Origin of the sequence: Parasphingorhabdus cellanae (assembly GCF_017498565.1) — a bacterium.
Lineage (GTDB): Bacteria > Pseudomonadota > Alphaproteobacteria > Sphingomonadales > Sphingomonadaceae > Parasphingorhabdus > Parasphingorhabdus cellanae.
This window is the reverse complement of the sequence record NZ_CP071794.1, coordinates 3580660-3597091: the sequence shown is the minus strand read 5'-3', so window position 1 is coordinate 3597091 and position 16432 is coordinate 3580660. Positions and strand designations below refer to the sequence as shown.

General features: G+C 50.8%; 10 protein-coding genes. 2 read left to right on the top strand and 8 right to left on the bottom strand.

Annotated elements, in window-relative coordinates; all coding sequences use genetic code 11:
• Positions 1 to 51 precede the first annotated feature (51 nt).
• The 4 genes from J4G78_RS17245 to J4G78_RS17230 form a co-directional block, all read right to left on the bottom strand.
• Entirely contained in the window at positions 52 to 744 is a 693-nt protein-coding gene (locus J4G78_RS17245; RefSeq protein ID WP_207987727.1) for an exonuclease domain-containing protein, read from the bottom strand.
• Complete coding sequence (locus tag J4G78_RS17240) at positions 741 to 2612, bottom strand: DUF294 nucleotidyltransferase-like domain-containing protein (protein ID WP_207987726.1); 1872 nt, start codon at positions 2610 to 2612, stop codon at positions 741 to 743. The genes J4G78_RS17245 and J4G78_RS17240 overlap by 4 nt, the downstream gene beginning before the upstream one ends.
• Positions 2613 to 2745: 133 nt before the next feature.
• Positions 2746 to 3015 carry a hypothetical protein gene (locus J4G78_RS17235; protein WP_207987725.1) on the bottom strand — a complete coding sequence of 90 codons (270 nt, stop codon included), beginning with the start codon at positions 3013 to 3015 and terminating at the stop codon, positions 2746 to 2748.
• Positions 3016 to 3028: 13 nt separating this feature from the next.
• Positions 3029 to 4033: a hypothetical protein gene (locus tag J4G78_RS17230; RefSeq protein ID WP_207987724.1), complete on the bottom strand. Its 1005-nt coding sequence runs from the start codon at positions 4031 to 4033 to the stop codon at positions 3029 to 3031.
• A gap of 217 nt (positions 4034 to 4250) precedes the next feature.
• On the opposite strand from J4G78_RS17230, the gene J4G78_RS17225 reads away from it, so the two are divergent.
• Both J4G78_RS17225 and J4G78_RS17220 read left to right on the top strand, forming a co-directional pair.
• A complete protein-coding gene (locus tag J4G78_RS17225; RefSeq protein ID WP_207987723.1) occupies positions 4251 to 6833 on the top strand; it encodes a hydrolase in 2583 nt (860 codons plus the stop codon).
• A 23-nt stretch (positions 6834 to 6856) separates the two neighbouring features.
• Positions 6857 to 7648, top strand: a complete 792-nt coding sequence (locus J4G78_RS17220; RefSeq protein WP_243457144.1) for a class I SAM-dependent methyltransferase — start codon at positions 6857 to 6859, stop codon at positions 7646 to 7648.
• A gap of 59 nt (positions 7649 to 7707) precedes the next feature.
• Here J4G78_RS17220 and J4G78_RS17215 read toward each other — a convergent pair whose 3' ends face one another.
• From J4G78_RS17215 to J4G78_RS17200, 4 genes are all read right to left on the bottom strand, one after another.
• Positions 7708 to 10617, bottom strand: a complete 2910-nt coding sequence (locus J4G78_RS17215; protein ID WP_207987721.1) for a M16 family metallopeptidase — start codon at positions 10615 to 10617, stop codon at positions 7708 to 7710.
• A gap of 253 nt (positions 10618 to 10870) precedes the next feature.
• Positions 10871 to 14485 carry a TonB-dependent receptor gene (locus tag J4G78_RS17210; RefSeq protein ID WP_207987720.1) on the bottom strand — a complete coding sequence of 1205 codons (3615 nt, stop codon included), beginning with the start codon at positions 14483 to 14485 and terminating at the stop codon, positions 10871 to 10873.
• Positions 14486 to 14664: 179 nt separating this feature from the next.
• On the bottom strand, positions 14665 to 15735 hold the full coding sequence (locus J4G78_RS17205) for a FecR family protein (RefSeq protein ID WP_207987719.1): 1071 nt from the start codon (positions 15733 to 15735) through the stop codon (positions 14665 to 14667).
• A complete protein-coding gene (locus J4G78_RS17200) occupies positions 15732 to 16262 on the bottom strand; it encodes an RNA polymerase sigma factor (RefSeq protein WP_207987718.1) in 531 nt (176 codons plus the stop codon). The genes J4G78_RS17205 and J4G78_RS17200 overlap by 4 nt, the downstream gene beginning before the upstream one ends.
• Positions 16263 to 16432 lie beyond the last annotated feature (170 nt).

Genomic DNA, 16432 nt, shown 5'->3' with positions numbered 1-16432 from the left:
ATGGAGAATTTTGATAGAGAGACTTTGGTCTAATATGTCCGGCCAAGCCATTCAGCCCCGCATAAGCACGTCTTCGATTTGCAGACTTTCCCTTTGACGACGCGCGCACTGGGCAAGAAACAGTTCCGCGCAGGCTATCGCATCGGTCAAGCCATCATGGGCGCGGTAGGATGGCAGGCCATATTGCGCGCGCAATTTGCCCAGGCGCAGACCATCTGCCGTCCGTTCCTTTGGAAACCAGCGTTCTTCCAGTTGCATGGTGCAGATGAAGCGGCCAACAAAAGGAACGCCGAAGCTGCGCAGGCAAGCGGCATTTAGGAAGGATTGTTCAATGATCGCAGCATGGGCGATAATCGCCGTACCTTTCAGTTCAGCCAGCAGCGCCAGCAATACATCCTGTTCTGACTGACCCTGCGCGGCGGCGTCATCTGTGATACGGTGAATGACCACTGCTGATCCCTGAAGCTTGCCCTCTGCTCTAATACGCAGTCGCCGGGCCCTGCTTAATTTCACGGCACCATCGTCAACCGTAACCCATCCTGCTTCGAGCAGTCGCGCGTTTTCCTCCAACCCGTCGCTTTCAAAATCGAGGGCAATCAGTGGGATGTCCTCCAGCAACTGGTCGGTTAGCAACAAGGCGCTGTAGTAATCCGCCATCGGTGTCGATTGCGCTGCCTCTTTCGCGCGCTCCCATCGCAAGGCGAAGCGCTTTTCCTTGAACCAATGTTGCCAGCCGAGTTTCAATGGATATTGCCAGCATATTTGCGACTGATAATGTCCATATGATCGCGGATAACCCGAAACGCGTCCTTGAGATGTTCTCGCTCAAACCGGGACAATAGCTCCGGCGAGAGATTGTTGGTCGGCGCCTCGCCGCGCCTTATCTGTCCGGATTGATGGCGAATCCGCACAGTGCGGATAAACTCAAAGCAATCGACAATATCGGAAACCGCATCTTCGCTCAGGTTACCTCGTTCAGCGGCTTTTTTAAGGCGTTCCTCGCTATTCACTTCGTTTAATCCCAGCGCCAGCGCATAGACCCGGGCAATATCAACAACCGGTGCTATCGCCTGATGCTTTAGGTGCAGCACGTCGCCTTCTTTTTCATCATGCTGCAACAGGAAATTACGGAAAAAGCCAAGCGGAATTTTCGTGTAGGCTGCGGCCCTCGCGATGAAAGACAGGAATATCGTGCTGGCGCTGCTCCACTCAAAAATCTGCTCACGCAAGCCATCAACCAACCTCTCTTCCCCTGCCACACATCGCATGTCGAAGAAAATAGTGGTGTTGAGAATATTATCCGGATCAGGCTTATCAATCCACGCACGGTAACGCTCTTTCCAGACCTTTAAAGGCTGCCGCCATTTGTCATTGGTCGCCATGATATCGCCTGGGCAATAGATATAGCCAGCGCTGTTCAGACCATCGCACAGGAAAGTCGCGAGCTTCTCAAAATAATCGCCATGCGCCTGTTCATCATAGCTATCATCCAGAATGAAACCGTTGTCCTGATCCGATCCGCCAGCCTGTTCCTGTCTGGCAAGCGAGCCAAAAACAACGAGCGCATAAGAAATTGGCGGCGGCCCCAACTGCTCCTCCGCGAGCTTGAGCAACTGGCGGTGGGTTGCCTCGCCAATATTGGAGATGAAGCGCGCCACATGATCGGCATCAACACCCGATTCTGTCAGATGCGCCAGTACCTCATCCACCCGCCGGGCTGCTCTGGCGACCGCGGCTGCGTCTTCAGCAACCTTGACCTCTGCGACCACGCGCAACGCGTTCATACCAAAGCGGTTAAGCAAATCGTTGGAGCTAACGACACCGACAATCTCATCGGCGGCATTTAGGATCGGCAGATGGTGAATATTATGCTGCGACATTACCAGCATCGCAGACAGCAAGTCATCATCCAGTGTCATCGTGATCGGGGTCGGCGTCATCACGCGCGACACAGGTTCTGTCAGCGACATATCCTGACCCAGAACTCGGCGGCGCAAGTCCTTATCTGTTAATATCCCCACCAGCTTGCCCTGATCGGTGAGTGGCAGCGTCGACACATCGGCGCGGGCCATCAGTTTTGCCGCATTGCTAATATTGTCACCCGGGTTGGCTGTAATCACGTTCTGTCGGCGCAGCAGGGTTTCTAGTTTGACGGAAATCATCGTCGCTTCGCCATGCCCGTCTTCGGATCGGCGCAGACCATCGACAGCAAGGCGCAATCGTTCGGCTTCGTCTTTTGCAAAAAAGCTCTTAAGCGCTTCATGGCTGTCCAGCAGCCCTAGAAAATCGATTTTGGGCAGCTGATAGATCAGACTGTCTTCGTGCGCGATAACCTGATTACGCGTGCGTTCGTGATGGAGCAGAGATGGATAGCCAAAGACGCTCCCTTCGCCCAGCCGGTGGTTGAGCTCGGTCCCGCCCAACCGCAATTCGACTGCGCCCGATCGCACAATACTGAGCGCGTGATTTTCTTTGCCCGCATCAATAATCATCATCTCTCTTGGGAAATAACGGATCTCGATTTTCCGCGCGAGCGAACCAATAATATCCGCCGACAGAGCATCAAACGGCGCATGCCGACCTAAGAATGAAATGACTTCATCAATTTCCACAGGCATCTCCTCTGTCTATTTTGTCATAACACAGAAAGGACAAGCTATTAGCCAAAGGTATGATTGGCGGCCGGTAGTTTGTGCTCCTTTACCAGGAGCGCTGCATCAGCATCGGGCGTTCAAGCATCGGTTGTTATAAATCGGCCATAACCTCTTCAATTGCATCGAATAATATGTCAAAAGCCGCCGTATCAATGGGATTTAGTTGCGCAATATCTTCAGTGGCGACACGCAATTTGTCAATGTCAGCGCGGGTTCCTTCGGCAAAATTCTGAAGTAACGAATTGACCTTGAAGATGGTACGAGTCACTCGGTCAGATTGCGCATAATTACTGCCAACGCGGGCAAGCAGATTGTGTAAGCTATCCCGCATGCTGAGTAATGGACCGACTAATTCAACCATTGGCCTTGCCTTTTCAAAACACTCTAACAATCGCTGCAAGATGGCTCAGAGCGCTCCGCATTCTCGCTCGCGTAATAGCCGCTGCTTTTCGCTTTTCATCAAGTGTCAATAACCGCTCGTCACCAAATAAAAGTTTGTGATAATCGCCGTGAGTCTTACTCAACATTCCGACAGTCTTTGACAGTGCGATTTTCAAATCGGGCAGCGCCTCTTGCCGTTCGATCAATGTCATTTGCTGCGCCGCGTAACGGTGTCTTTGGTCAAAATGCTCTGCAGCAATACGAGGAAGCCGGCTTTCGATAAGCGTCAGCCGATTGTCGATTTGCACATTCATGATTAGCAACCATCTGTCGTTGATGCGGTTAAGTCGATCAAGGTCGTTAGCAAAAGCCGTCTGATCCAGCTGAATTTCAACTTCGCGCAGGTCATCAACACGCGCTACCTCGTCGATAATCTCGTTGAGTAATGAGAGCATATCTCCGACCGCTGCTTTCTGGTCATCTGTTAGAACAAGCAACGTTGTATCTTTTTCATCCGATAAGGTTCCCAAATTGGCTGCGATGGCATCCAAAGTTGACTGTGCATCGAGCAGCTTATCCTCAAAATTGGTGGGTTCACGAGTGATAATCGCATCGACTGCATCAAAATAGGCCACCAAACCATCAATGACTGCCAGTGATGGGTCAAAATCTCGGCGAGTCAGTCGCGCCAGTCTAAAGTCATTGTCTTGCTTGTTGCCTTCCCGGCAGATTGTTTCGTTGTCCGTTGTGGCGCCCTGAGCAATTAGTGGCGTGGGAAGGCGGCAATTAGGATCTGAGGCAACCAAATCGATAAGCGCTTCCCGGTTTTCAGACTGAACGTCTGCCATCAAAATCCGCGTTGCATTTGTAGCTGCACGGGCCGCATCCGTCATGGTTGCAGCGCGCTCCACCCGAATATCATTGGTGGCACAGCCAGAGAGAATGATCGTCAATGCGAAGCAAATTATAAGCCCAACCGGTCTGTAACGCTTTGGCACAAGAATGGTCCTATTCCCGTTTTGAGAGCATCATCATAGCATATCCGGGTTTAAACATCCTGATAAAAGCGGATCTTGGATAACTCGATTCCAAGGACGGACTGTCTCGCTCAATCTTGGCAATCACTTCCGCCATGATATTCAATAGCGCCCGGCAAAATTTGTCCGATGAGCGGCAAGTTCTTGCCGATCCTTTGGCCTCAAAGACGAAATGAGATTGAAAAAAGCCCCAAAAGTCCAGCATACTTGGCCTCCGGTCAATCAATGTGAAAACTGGCATAAGCTTTGCTGTGTTTTCCTCGTACTCGCCGGTTTTGCGGACGCCTTTGGATTTATTCGATCAAAGGGTGAGATCGTAACGGTCAGTTGGGTCAACGAAAAGGAACAGGAAGACATGAAAGAAAACGTTACGGCCGGAGAAATCGATACGCTTCTCGACGACGCGGATGACAATATAGAAATATTGTCGCTGGACTGTTTCGATACTTTGATCTGGCGCAACGTAAACCGCCCCATAGATATTTTTCATGATCTGGACATAACGGACTGCACCATGGAACTGCGTGTTTTGGCTGAGAAGCGGGCGCGTAAAGCCCTGGTCCTCGACAAGGCCAAAAACGAAGTCACCATTCACGAAATTTATGAAAAAATGTTTCGCGAGGCCGATCAGGCCCGCGTCGCAAACTGTGTCGAGAAAGAACTTTTGGCAGAGACCCGGCACTGCTTTGCTTTCGCACCGGTCAGCATGCTCATAGACCGTGCGAAAAGCCGCGGTTTGAAGGTCATCATTGTTTCCGACACCTATTTGCCCGAGACGCTTTTGCGCCGATTGATCACAGACGCCGCTGGACCGGAAATTGCTGATAAAATCGACCGGATATTCTGTTCTTGTGACTATGGCATGAGCAAGGCTGGCGGGCTGTTCAAGCCGGTGCTTGCTGATTTGGGTGTCTCTCCAGGCAAAATCCTACATCTGGGCGATAACAAGAAAGCCGATTTTGACGCGCCGATGAAGCTAGGCATTAACGGCGTGCACTTCGAACAATTTGACGATGAGGCATCAGAGCGCTTGAGATTGGAGGCTGTGGCGGCGACAATATTGGACAAGGATACCCGCAAGATTGCACCGTCTTTGCAGCCCCACCGCGCGCAAATATCCTTGCGCTCAAAAGATGAAGCGACGTTTCAATTTGGCCATGATGTTCTCGGCCCGATTTTGCACGGTTTTTCGCGCTGGATAGCTGAAGAGTTTGAGAAAATCGAAATTGGGATTGGAAAGAAACCCAAATTACTTTTCCTGCTGCGGGACGGATATCTGCCAGCCAAGGCGTTTCTGGAGGTTTATCCCGAATATGCCGATCACGTAGCGATGGTTGAACTCAGCCGTTTCACCTCTAGCGCTGCAAGTTTTGTCGACCGCAAAGCCATCGAAACCTTTTTGATGGCGGAAGCAACAGGTAATAAAAAGGATGCTTACTCCCAACAACGGCAGGCCGCCTATTGTCGCCAGCTGCTATTTTCCAAAGACGAGATACCCCGGATTGCCGGAATGAAAACTCCAACGGCCTTCATTCGCGAAGTTCTTAAAACCAAGAATGTCAAAAAAATTGTCACGCGTTCGAAAAAATTCAGAGCCGGCCTAATTGCACATCTCAAAAGCAATGGTGTCGAACAAGGTGAAACCGTCGTCTTTGTCGATCTCGGTTATAACGGATCAGTTCAGAATGTTATCGAGCCAGTGCTGCGTGCAGAAATGGATCTCGACATATCTGGTCGGTACCTGTTGCTCCGTGAGTTGATGATAACCGATCTGGACAAGAAAGGCCTCATTGACGTCCGCCATTATGATAATAGCGCGCTCAATGCGCTATGTGAATCCATTGCGGTTCTGGAACAGCTTTGTACACAGTCCAACGGGTCCGTACTGGGTTATAGCGTAGCAGGTGAGCCAGAACGAGATACCGCCGATATAAAAGGCAAACAGAGCGATGAGCGCGACAATGCGCAAGTAGCGTGTTTAACCTATATAAAACAGTTGAGTCGCGGCTGGGCGACCACCCCAAAATCATGGGATGGCGATTGTGCGCGCCATATGGCCGCAGCCTCGCTATCACGCCTCCTGTTTCTGCCAGTTGAACGAGAAATCGGCATTTTCGAAAATTTCCATCATGACGTGAACCTCGGTACGAAAGACATGCTGAAGTTCATCGATGCCGATACCGCCCAACAAGGCATGCGGCGACGCGGGGTATTTTATACCAAAAATATCTCCCGCATCTATTTGCCCGGAGAACTGAAACAGCAAGGCATGCAGGCGCTGTTGCCGTTATTTGCAGGCAACCGCTTCGCGCTTGATCTACGCCAAAATGACTTTCAGAGCGGCGGCATCAAAATCCCGGTCATGCTTGCCGATGATAAGGAACATCTGCAGATCGAAGTTGATGCCCACCCGACCAGTGATGGCTATTATCAAGCGCTGATCCCGGCCGGTACAGGGCAATTTAACATCGCCATCATGCTCGGACAGATTTGCGATTGGTTGCAGATCGAAGAAGTTAATTTTCACGATATTGATAATTTCATGGCCAAGAAAATCGACGATGACGCTATTACGGCGCACCCGGTTTATGAAGCAATGACTGAAAATGCTCCCGGCCTGCATCGCTGCACTCGGCAAGATGCATTCATGTTCGTTCCCCCTCCTGCCATTGCCACCAGTGAGACATTGATGCTGAACTTTGTTTTCCGGCCGACAGTGCTGAGCAAAGCTGCAAAAACTGCCACCAGAAAGGTTGCCTAGTTATGACGCTATTGATCCACTCCATGTCCGAATTTTCCGACATTATAGTAAAAGCGATGGATATCGCCAATGTCTCTCGAATTGCCGAAATCGGAGCAGAATATGGCGGTATGACAAGCGTTCTGGCCAATCATGCGGCGGCGAATGAAGGCCATCTTTTCAGCGTGGATCCCACGCCCAAACAGGAATTCCTGGATTGGGTCAACGCGCAAAAACAAGTGACCCATATCGCCAAGCCCAGCCTCGAAGCCATTCCAGAGCTGAAACATATCGATGCGTGGCTGATCGATGGTGATCATAACTGGTATACTGTCTATCACGAGCTGAAAGCGATTAAGGCCACCTGCGAGCGAGACGATAAACCTTTGTTGGCAATATTGCATGATGTCTGCTGGCCCTCCGCAAACCGCGATATGTATTATGCGCCCGATAGAATTCCAGAGGAATATCGTCATGATTATTGCATGGATGGCGGGGCAAAACCCGGGCGGTCGGGATTGCTACGCGAACAAGGTTTTCGAGGCATGGGCCAATTTGGATGGGCTTTGCACGAAGGTGGTGAACGCAATGGCGTAAAATGCGCGGTGGTTGATTTTATCGATGAGGCGGAAGCCAGCGGGCGGCCATTGGCTTATGCAGAAATTCCAGCTGTTTTCGGACTGGGTATTATGTTCGACGCGAACGCCCCTTGGGCCAGCCCGCTCAGCGATCTGCTGATCCCGTATCATGACAACCCGCTCATCGCGAAACTGGAGCAGAACCGGCTAGCAAATTATCTGACCGTGTTGGACTGGCAAGATGGTGCGATTGTTTAGGTTGTAACCTGCGCTATCCGCGTTTGGTGGGCACCAGGCTTCCGAATTTCCGGGATCAGCTACAAGTCAGAATCTATCACCTCAACGATATCGGTTGGAATATCGTCATCTGATGTCGGTAGGATATAGCCAGCGACAGCCTTATCAGAAATAAAAACTTCTGCGGCCAACGCGTTGACATCCTCCACCGTCATCGTCGTCAAAACCTCTTCGCGTAGCCGGTGCCGGGCGATCCCGTGCCCCTCGGTTTGTGCGTCGCCCAGCACCGACATCCAGTAGCTGTTATTTTCCTGCGTGCTGTCAATATCGTCGATAATCGGCTTTATCGCACGGCCGAATATATCCTGATCAATCGTTCCTTCGGCAAGATTCTCACCAACCTTTAGAACAGCTTGATGAACTTCTTCGACTTTTTCGGGCGCGGCTGTGACGCTGGCAAATATATAGCCATAGTCTTCAAACAGATCGTTAGCGAATAAACCAGCACCGGGAGAATAGGTTGCTCCCATTTCCTCGCGCAGCACATTGCTCAGCCGGTTACGGAAGATGCTGCGCAGCACCTGCATCCGGAAAACATTGACGGCGTCCGACGCATCCGGAGCGGGCCAGTAAACACGCACTACGGCCTGATCGGTATTGCCCTGATGATAATAAGTGAAAGGGGCTTCCGGCGGGGTGGGGAAATCGAGCTGGCGCATGTCGGAAAATGCATCCTTGCTGTCCGCCCGCTTGGGCAGCGCCCCAAATGTCCGGGCAACCTCAGCAATCGCGGCGGCGCGTTCGACGTCGCCGACAATCGTGATCTCGATCAGCCCGTCTTTCAGCTGCGGTCCCATCCAGTCGCGTACATCCTGAATTTCCGGGGCCAGAAAGCTGTCGAGGTCGTCATAGCCATAGCGCGCATCGCCGGATCGGATCATGCGCGGCAATTCTTTTTCAGCCACCGTCATCGGGGTCGCGTCATGCGTCGGGTACCAAGCCTTCATCTTGTCATGGTAGCGTGTCACGGTCTGCGCGCGATAGGCTGGCGCAGTCACATGCGCAGTCATCAGATTGAGCTGGTCGGCCAGATTTTCCCGGTTGGTCCCGCCGATAATCTCCAGCGCGTCATTGTCGGGGCGCAACCGCACCCGCGTGCCGACCCGTTTCCCCGCAAATAGCGTCCGCAACTCGTCCGAACTGTGTCCTTGCACCCCGCTGCCGTTGAGCAGATTTTCCGCAAGCCGCCTCAAGCTCTCGTTTTTTTGCGGCATGGAGAGAAAACCACTGCCGACCCGGACCCGGATGCCGATTGTATCTGCATCAAAATCGGTTTGTTTGAAATTCAGCCGCACATTATTGGCAAAGGTCACCGTATAGGCATTAGCATCGGGCAGATAGGTTTCCCGAGCAACCAGGCCGGGCTTGCCGAAATCGGTATAGGCGAATTTCTGCGCCGGTTCCTTTTCCAGAGGCGAGACTGCGATTTCGCGCGCGGCATCTAGCGCAGCGCGGATTTCAGCCTCAGGATTGCTCAGTTTTTTATTGGTCGCGAGATAAACAAACGGATTCTCGATGCCGGTCCAGCGTTCGCGAAAGACCCGTTCGACATCCTCCAATGTGACCTCGGCCACGAATTTTTCAAACCGCTCGAGATCTGCTTCCGGCGATGTGAATACCCGCTCTTTGGCGAAGCGGTCGACCAGTTCCGTGGCATAATTATATTCCACGGTCCCATAAGTTTTGCGCGTGTCTTTGCGATTGACCGCGACCTGCAATCCCTTGCGCCACCGGGCGAGCACTTCGTCCATTTCGTCCTGCGAAAAGCCGTAGGTGAACGCACGGCGGACTTCCTGGTCCCCGCCAGCCAGCGCTTCCCGCCAATTATCGGGATTGCTGCGCATCCGGATGATCCACGCATCGACGGTGTCCTCCGGTGCATAGCGGCTGATGGAGGCATTGAGATAGGCGGCATCGCCTGCGTCAATTTTCCGGTCCAGCCGGCGATTGACAATCTGCGCGCCCAGCCCGCGCAGAAAACCCTCTTTGCGCCGCGCCATATTGTCCGGCCTATTGATATACGGATGCTTCACGCCCAGCGAGACAAAGGTCAATATCTCGTCATTATGATGATAGCCGATCTGGCCCGGCGCAACATTGGCCGGGGGGATAACTGCCGCCGGTACCGGTGCAGCGGAAGAGCGCCAATTGCCGAAATAGGTCTCGATCTTTTTGATCGCCACATCTTCATCCAGATCGCCGACAAAAACGATAAAGGTATTTTCCGGTCGATAAAAAGCGCGGTAATATTTTACAAATTCCGAGCGCGGCATGCTGGCAATGGTTTCATCCGTGCCGATCGGCAAACGATCGACCAGTCCGCTGCCTTCGGTCAGGAAACCCATATTGGCGACCAGTGCGCGGAAATTGACGGAATCCCGGCTGCGCTTTTCTGCAGCAATAACCCCGCGTTCACGCGCAATCGCCTTGCGGTCAAGCGTCAGGTTTTGGGCCGTTTCGCGCATCAGGAAAAAGGCTTCGTTGAGTATATCCTCCCCAACGGTTGGTAGATTGAGTTTGTAGGTCGTCTGGCTGAAACCAGTGCTGGCATTGGTATCCGCGCCAAAGGCTAAACCATAGCGCTCTAGCCGTTTGACCATCTCCCCTTCAGCCACATTTTTGGATCCGTTAAACGCCATATGTTCCAGGAAATGAGCAATTCCCAGTTGTTTTTCGGTCTCGTTCAAAGACCCCGTCGCAATTCGCATCCGCAACGCAGCCACACCACTTGGCGTGCTGTTCTTCATTACCGCGTAACGCAGTCCATTATCGAGTGTGCCATAAACGACCCGAGGATCGGGCTTTAGGTCACTTCCCTCATGCGCGAAGCCGCGTTGTTGTTGGGCAACCGCGACGTCAGACAGGCCCGCAAACAGCATCCCTATAACAACGAGCGCAAGCGAGAATCGCAACCGGAAAATCTGTCGCATTACAAGGTCTCCAGAAAGTTGGGGGCAGCCATCGAATCCTGTCGGCTACCAATAATATATAAGACGCGCCAGAACACCAATACCTCAACAAATAGTTGCGCATTCAGATCCTATATCTGTGCGACACATGATACGCAGTATGATCGCATGGACCACAATCCATACGCTCCCTCGAAGTCTCTGCTTCCTGAGGCCGATGCGGGGTTTTCGGGGTGGGATCAACCCCAGGAAACAGAAGGGAGAAAGGCGGCGCTTAAAATTTGGCGCGAATGCCGAAAGTCACCGTGCGGCCGCCGTTGAATTGGAAACTTTGTGGATAGAAGAACGACGCATCGCCATCGCCGAATTGTGAGCTTACCGCTGAACGGATATCAGCCTCTTTTGACCCAGTAAGCAGGTCATCGCCCTCCAAAAATATTGTCCACAACCCGCCAAATTTTTCAAAATTATATGAAAAACGGGCATCAAGCGTCGCGAACGCTGGTGTCACCGTGTTCAAGTTAAACTCGTCATAAATGACACCGGAGGATGATTGACGGGTGTATATTAGCCTGCCCTGAAAGCCATCACGCTCATAATCCAGTGATATATTATAGACCCATTTTGCTTGATCCTGAAGCTGTCGATTCAAGCTGATTTGAGTGAATTCCCGGTCCGCACCGACCCCTTCCACTATCGGAACCAGCGTAGGGAATTCTGCATTGGTGTAAGTGACGTTTCCAAGAACACCAAAATCGCTCAAGAAACCGGGTAAAAAATCAAGGCGACGAATAATCTCAAATTCAGCGCCCCAGATGTTACCGCCCTCTCCATTTTCGGGCCGACTAAAGAAATAGGTTGTATCGTCAGGAATGGCCGTGATTTGAGGATATTGTCCCACCAGCGGATCAAAGAATTCCAAATAGCGATCTCTAACGATCTCATCACTTGCAATATTCCCAAAAGAATTGAGAATGTTAGTGAAATTATTGGAGATTTTTTTGTAAAATAGACTGAACTTTATCAAGCCGGGCGTATCGTCAAAATAATAAGCGATATCCAAGTCGAAATTATCGGTGACAGTTGGCTTGATATCTGGATTGGCTTCTCGAATCGTAATGCGGGGGTTCGCTGCCCGCAAATCACCCTGAATCGTTGTTGATCTGTTGAGCAACTGGATCGATGGATAAACAGTAGAACGGAAATAACCAAGACGCGCAGTGATGTTGTCAATTGGCCGATATGTGAGGAGGAAACTGGGTGTCCATGTTTCCACGGTTGCGCCTTGTGTATTAAAGTCGACCAAACCAGCCACAATCAAATCTGTCTGCGGCACCGTTATATTATCAAACCTAAGTGAAGGAGTTGTGATCGTAAATGCGTCCCGCTTCTCGCGCTCATAACGAACCCCAGCGATGAGATTGAAATCGCCCAATTCGAATTTTGTCTGAAGATATCCGGCAAGCTTTTCCTCGGTAACCTCGGTTGGAAACAAGGCGCCACCGCCATCCAAAATCGGGTCAAGCTGAGTAAAGTCATCAAAGACGAATCGCTCTTCGTTAAAATCTGGAGTAGATGGGTCGTCCGCCGTGAAATTAGCCAAGTCGGCAAATATCAGGTCTGAAGATGCTCTTGTAAGAGAAGGAATGTCAGTACCAGATGCACCTATTATACCGAGATCCTGGCTAAAGAAGTTCCCGCCATCCAACAACGACGCTTCGGTATCACGTCTAAAAATTCTAAAATATCGGCTACTGGCCGAAAAGGCAGGATTGGTAGGATTATCTAGCGTTTGTCTGGTACGCGAATCATACTTGACCCCCAACTCCACATAATTCAAAAAATCCAAAGGGGTATTGTATCGGGCGCTGAATTCCCCAACATATGAATCCGTCGGGCTATCGATCAGCGTTCGCTGCGCCCGCAAGACATTATAATTGCTCGGGTCGAAAAGATAATCAATACCCGCTGCGCTAAGCGATGCTGCAGGCAAACCATTGCTTACCGATACAACCACACCATCAACAACCCGGGGTGGCTGACCGGCGTCATCGTCTGGATTGATGATGACCGTGTCACCGTTGACGAGATCGATTACATTACTGGCTGGCTTACCTATCAGGGCAATAGACGAATTATTGCCTTTGGAAACAGAGCGAGAGTAGCCTGCTTTATACTTGAAATTCCAACGATCTATATCGGTATCACCTCGGAAACTGATAGTGCTTGTTGTCAGCTTATTGTCAGTCGTATTCAAATTAATCGCTGGACGGAACTGGTTGATGGTCCGGCGCCGTCGCACTTCGTTGTTCAGCTCCGGAATGGGCATATCAATGCCTGCCAGGACAAAACCCACTGATGTGTTTGATACAAGAGTTTGTGTATCGCGCACATTACGCTGTAGGTCCAGGCGCAACCGCGTATGATCGGCAACGTCCCACGCCAAATTTATAGAGCCCAAGATCGCTTCTTCCGATCTGTCGCGCCGATTATAATTAGCTCCGAAAATGATTTGTTGTTGAACGCCGGGGTCGAAGGGAAATTCGAAATCCGCCACCGGGACAAGTCCAAATGAAGTGAATCCCGCTGGTAATATCGCCGGGATAATATCGTTTACATTGGCATCAAAATTCAACCGATTAGTTTTGCGATATTGCAACGTCGCTGCAATACCAAAATTGGGTGCCAGTTTTTTCGAAATAGTACCATTGGCTTCAAATTCTTCGCCGAATTTCCGATCAAATCCGCTTTCCCCCTCAATGCCGAAATTGAGCGAGAAATCGCCATAATCCAATGCGGACTTGGTTTCGATTTCTACAAGACCACCTGATCCTGTTGCTTCATGACTGGGAAGCAACGATTTATGGATGGTAATTTCAGAGATGTTGTCAGTCAGAAAACCACTCAAATCCACAGTCCGTTCGAAGCTAGTGCCTTGCAAATCAATCCCGTTCAATTGGACGTTGATAGCCTCAGAACTAAAGCCACGCACAGTGACGCGAGATCCTTCGCCGGTTGCATCGTCTCGCCCAAAGGCCACGCCAGGCACCCGCCGCAGCGCTTCCGATACTGTTTCCGCCGGAAAACCACCCAATAAATCCGACGACACGATCGTCGCACTGTTATCCACATTTTTCTGTTTGTTCAGCGCTTGCTGAATGCTGCTGCGATAGCCGAAGACGACAATGTCCTGATTGGCCTGACCGATTTGCACATTAGCTTGCTGTCGAGACCCAGGGGAGACAGATATAATCACTGTCTCTACCTGCTCACCCAAATATTCCACCCGGACCATCTGCTGCCCACGCGGAACCGCAGGAAAATAATATTGGCCGCGATCATCTGTAACGCTTTCCAGATTTGTTCCGTCGATGCGCACCAACGCCCCCTTCAGCGCGACGCCTGTGCTGGTATTCACCACCGTTCCTGACACCACGCCGGTCGCCCCGTCCTTCGATGAAGGACTGTCTTGTATATCGGCCAATGTTGAGGCTCTTTGAACAACGGCCGGTGTCGAAGCAGTCGCTGCCGCGGTTGCAGCGGTTCTATTTTGCTGGAACTGTGACTTATTGTTAAGACTAAGCGCTACTACGTTAGGCCGGATCTCGCGGAATGAAATTAACGTACCTCTCAGCAATAGTCGCAACGCCTGTGTTGGGGTAAGCTGGCCCGAGACAGCCTTAGCTCGCTTGTCGGCCACCATTTTAGGCGGGTAAACGAGATTTTTTCCCGTCTTCAGAGCATAGTCCTTCAATGCTGCAGACAGGGACTGATCTGGCATATCAAACGACATGATCTGTTCTTGGGCATGCGCCGATCCAACAATTGCGATGTTGGCGGTACTAGCCAGGATTGCTGCCTGCAGCATTTTGAACGAACGAGATTGCATAGTGATCCCCTGTCTTTTCATTCCCTGTCGGCCGTCAGTCATCCGCTGACTGGCCTAACAAGAAGTAAGACGCGCGACCTTTTTCTTTCCTCAAAATCTTTTTCAGATTGAGAAGATATGCTCGCTATGTTCGAGGTATTATTGGCGTGATAAAGCCTATTTTTTCATAGACTAAGAGGCTATTCTTTCCAGCTCAGAACAATATCATCTTTATCAGACTGCGCGTTGTGTGCGACAGGAAAAGAAGCCTCTAAAGCAGCGGCAAAACTGTCGACGGAACCAACCTGGAAAATACCGCTAACCCGCATATCGGACAATGTCGGATCGCCGACGACCAGCTTGCGCGTGGAATAACGGTTCACTTCTTGTATGATAGTTCCCAGCGGTTCATTATCGAAGATCAGCCTACCATCTTTCCAACTTGTTGCGGCATCCGTGTTAATCGCATTCACCTTAAACGGTTGATCACCCAATGCGACCAACTGTTCGCCTGGCCGCAGTTGTTTTTTGTTAACAGCGTCAGGGTTGCCGCCCTCACTATCCTCCTTATCAACTGTAACAATTCCTTCTATCAGGGTCACACGTATCTCATCATCGGCTCGCCGAACGGAGAAGGTTGTACCAATAGCAGTGATCAACTTGCCGTCCGCCTCTACAACAAAGGGCCGACTTTCATCTTTTGCTACATCGAACAGCGCTTCACCGCGCAGCAAAATGAGATCGCGCTTATCATCACTGAAATTGATCTGGATCAGGCTGTCTGTATTTAATTCGACCACGGAACCATCCGGTAGGTTCACCGTCGATCTTTGACCAACGGCAGTTTTGTAAATCGGTGATGATTGCGGTTCGGATTGCGCCAGTTGTTCTGCCGGATCAGAAAAGTCAGATCCATCCAAATATCCGAATGGGTTCAGCACTATTAAAGAAACCGCGGCCACCAAGAGCGAAGCAGCAATAGCCCCATATTTGAGCCAGCGGTTATCATTTGAGGTTGCAGACATGCCCAAAGCATTTTGACGCATCGCCAAGATATCATCATCAACCGCGCTGTCTTGCATCGCCGCCCAGACCTCTTCTTGCAAAGCATATGCCTCGGCATGGCGCGGAGACTCTTCAAGCCAGGATTTAAACCGCCGCTGATCTCCTTTACTCGCATTGTCGGCGCGTAAGCGCGCAAACCAATAAGCCGCCTGTTCCTCAACATTATTATTTGCGTGCAACGCGTTTATGGAGTGGGGGTCTTTCATTCTGACGACCCCAAACGATGCGTAAGATGCTTTATGGCATCCATCATATGCTTTTCAACTGAACTCATCGATATACCCAATTGCTGCGCTATCTCGCGATATTTAAACTCTTCAAACCTGTGCAGCAGGAAAACGGTCCGGGTGCGTTCAGGCAATTCGTTCAATGCGTTTTTCAGCGCCACTACTTTCTCTTTACCCAATAGGACGCGCTCGGGAGAAAGTTCCTCAAAAGCATTTTCATTTTGGTCAGATAATTGTTTGGTAAATGCCCGCTTGGTAGCTTCACGCCGCGCCTTGTCGCGCAATAAATTCGCTGCGATCTGAAAAATAAACGCTTCCGGGCGTTCCAAATCCGCATTATCGGTGCGGGATGTCAGCCGGTAGAAAACATCCTGAACCAGGTCCTCCACTTCATTTTGATTATAAACCCTTTTCCGGAAGTATTTTTCCAGAGGGAATTGAAATTGAGCAAAAAGCTCTGTCAGATCATTATGCGATGACGAGCCATTGGTTTCATCATTGCCCAAATTGGAACTACCCTTATCCCGGGAATCAGTATGTTTCCTTGAAGTCAATTTAGCCCCGATCGAATCCTAAAATTGATTAGATTAAGAAAGCGCTTGCCCATTTTGTCAATGCCAGCGCAATCTATGGCCTAGGATGTCAAGTACTGGAGCGGCCGCCTGAGCCTAACAGA

Excerpts from the sequence above, each read along its gene's own strand:
- J4G78_RS17235 (WP_207987725.1), bottom strand. The coding sequence starts at position 3,015 with ATGGTTGAATTAGTCGGTCCATTACTCAGCATGCGGGATAGCTTACAC.
- J4G78_RS17220 (WP_243457144.1), top strand. The coding sequence starts at position 6,857 with ATGTCCGAATTTTCCGACATTATAGTAAAAGCGATGGATATCGCCAAT.
- J4G78_RS17215 (WP_207987721.1), bottom strand. The coding sequence starts at position 10,617 with ATGCGACAGATTTTCCGGTTGCGATTCTCGCTTGCGCTCGTTGTTATA.
- J4G78_RS17210 (WP_207987720.1), bottom strand. The coding sequence starts at position 14,485 with ATGCAATCTCGTTCGTTCAAAATGCTGCAGGCAGCAATCCTGGCTAGT.
- J4G78_RS17205 (WP_207987719.1), bottom strand. The coding sequence starts at position 15,735 with ATGAAAGACCCCCACTCCATAAACGCGTTGCACGCAAATAATAATGTT.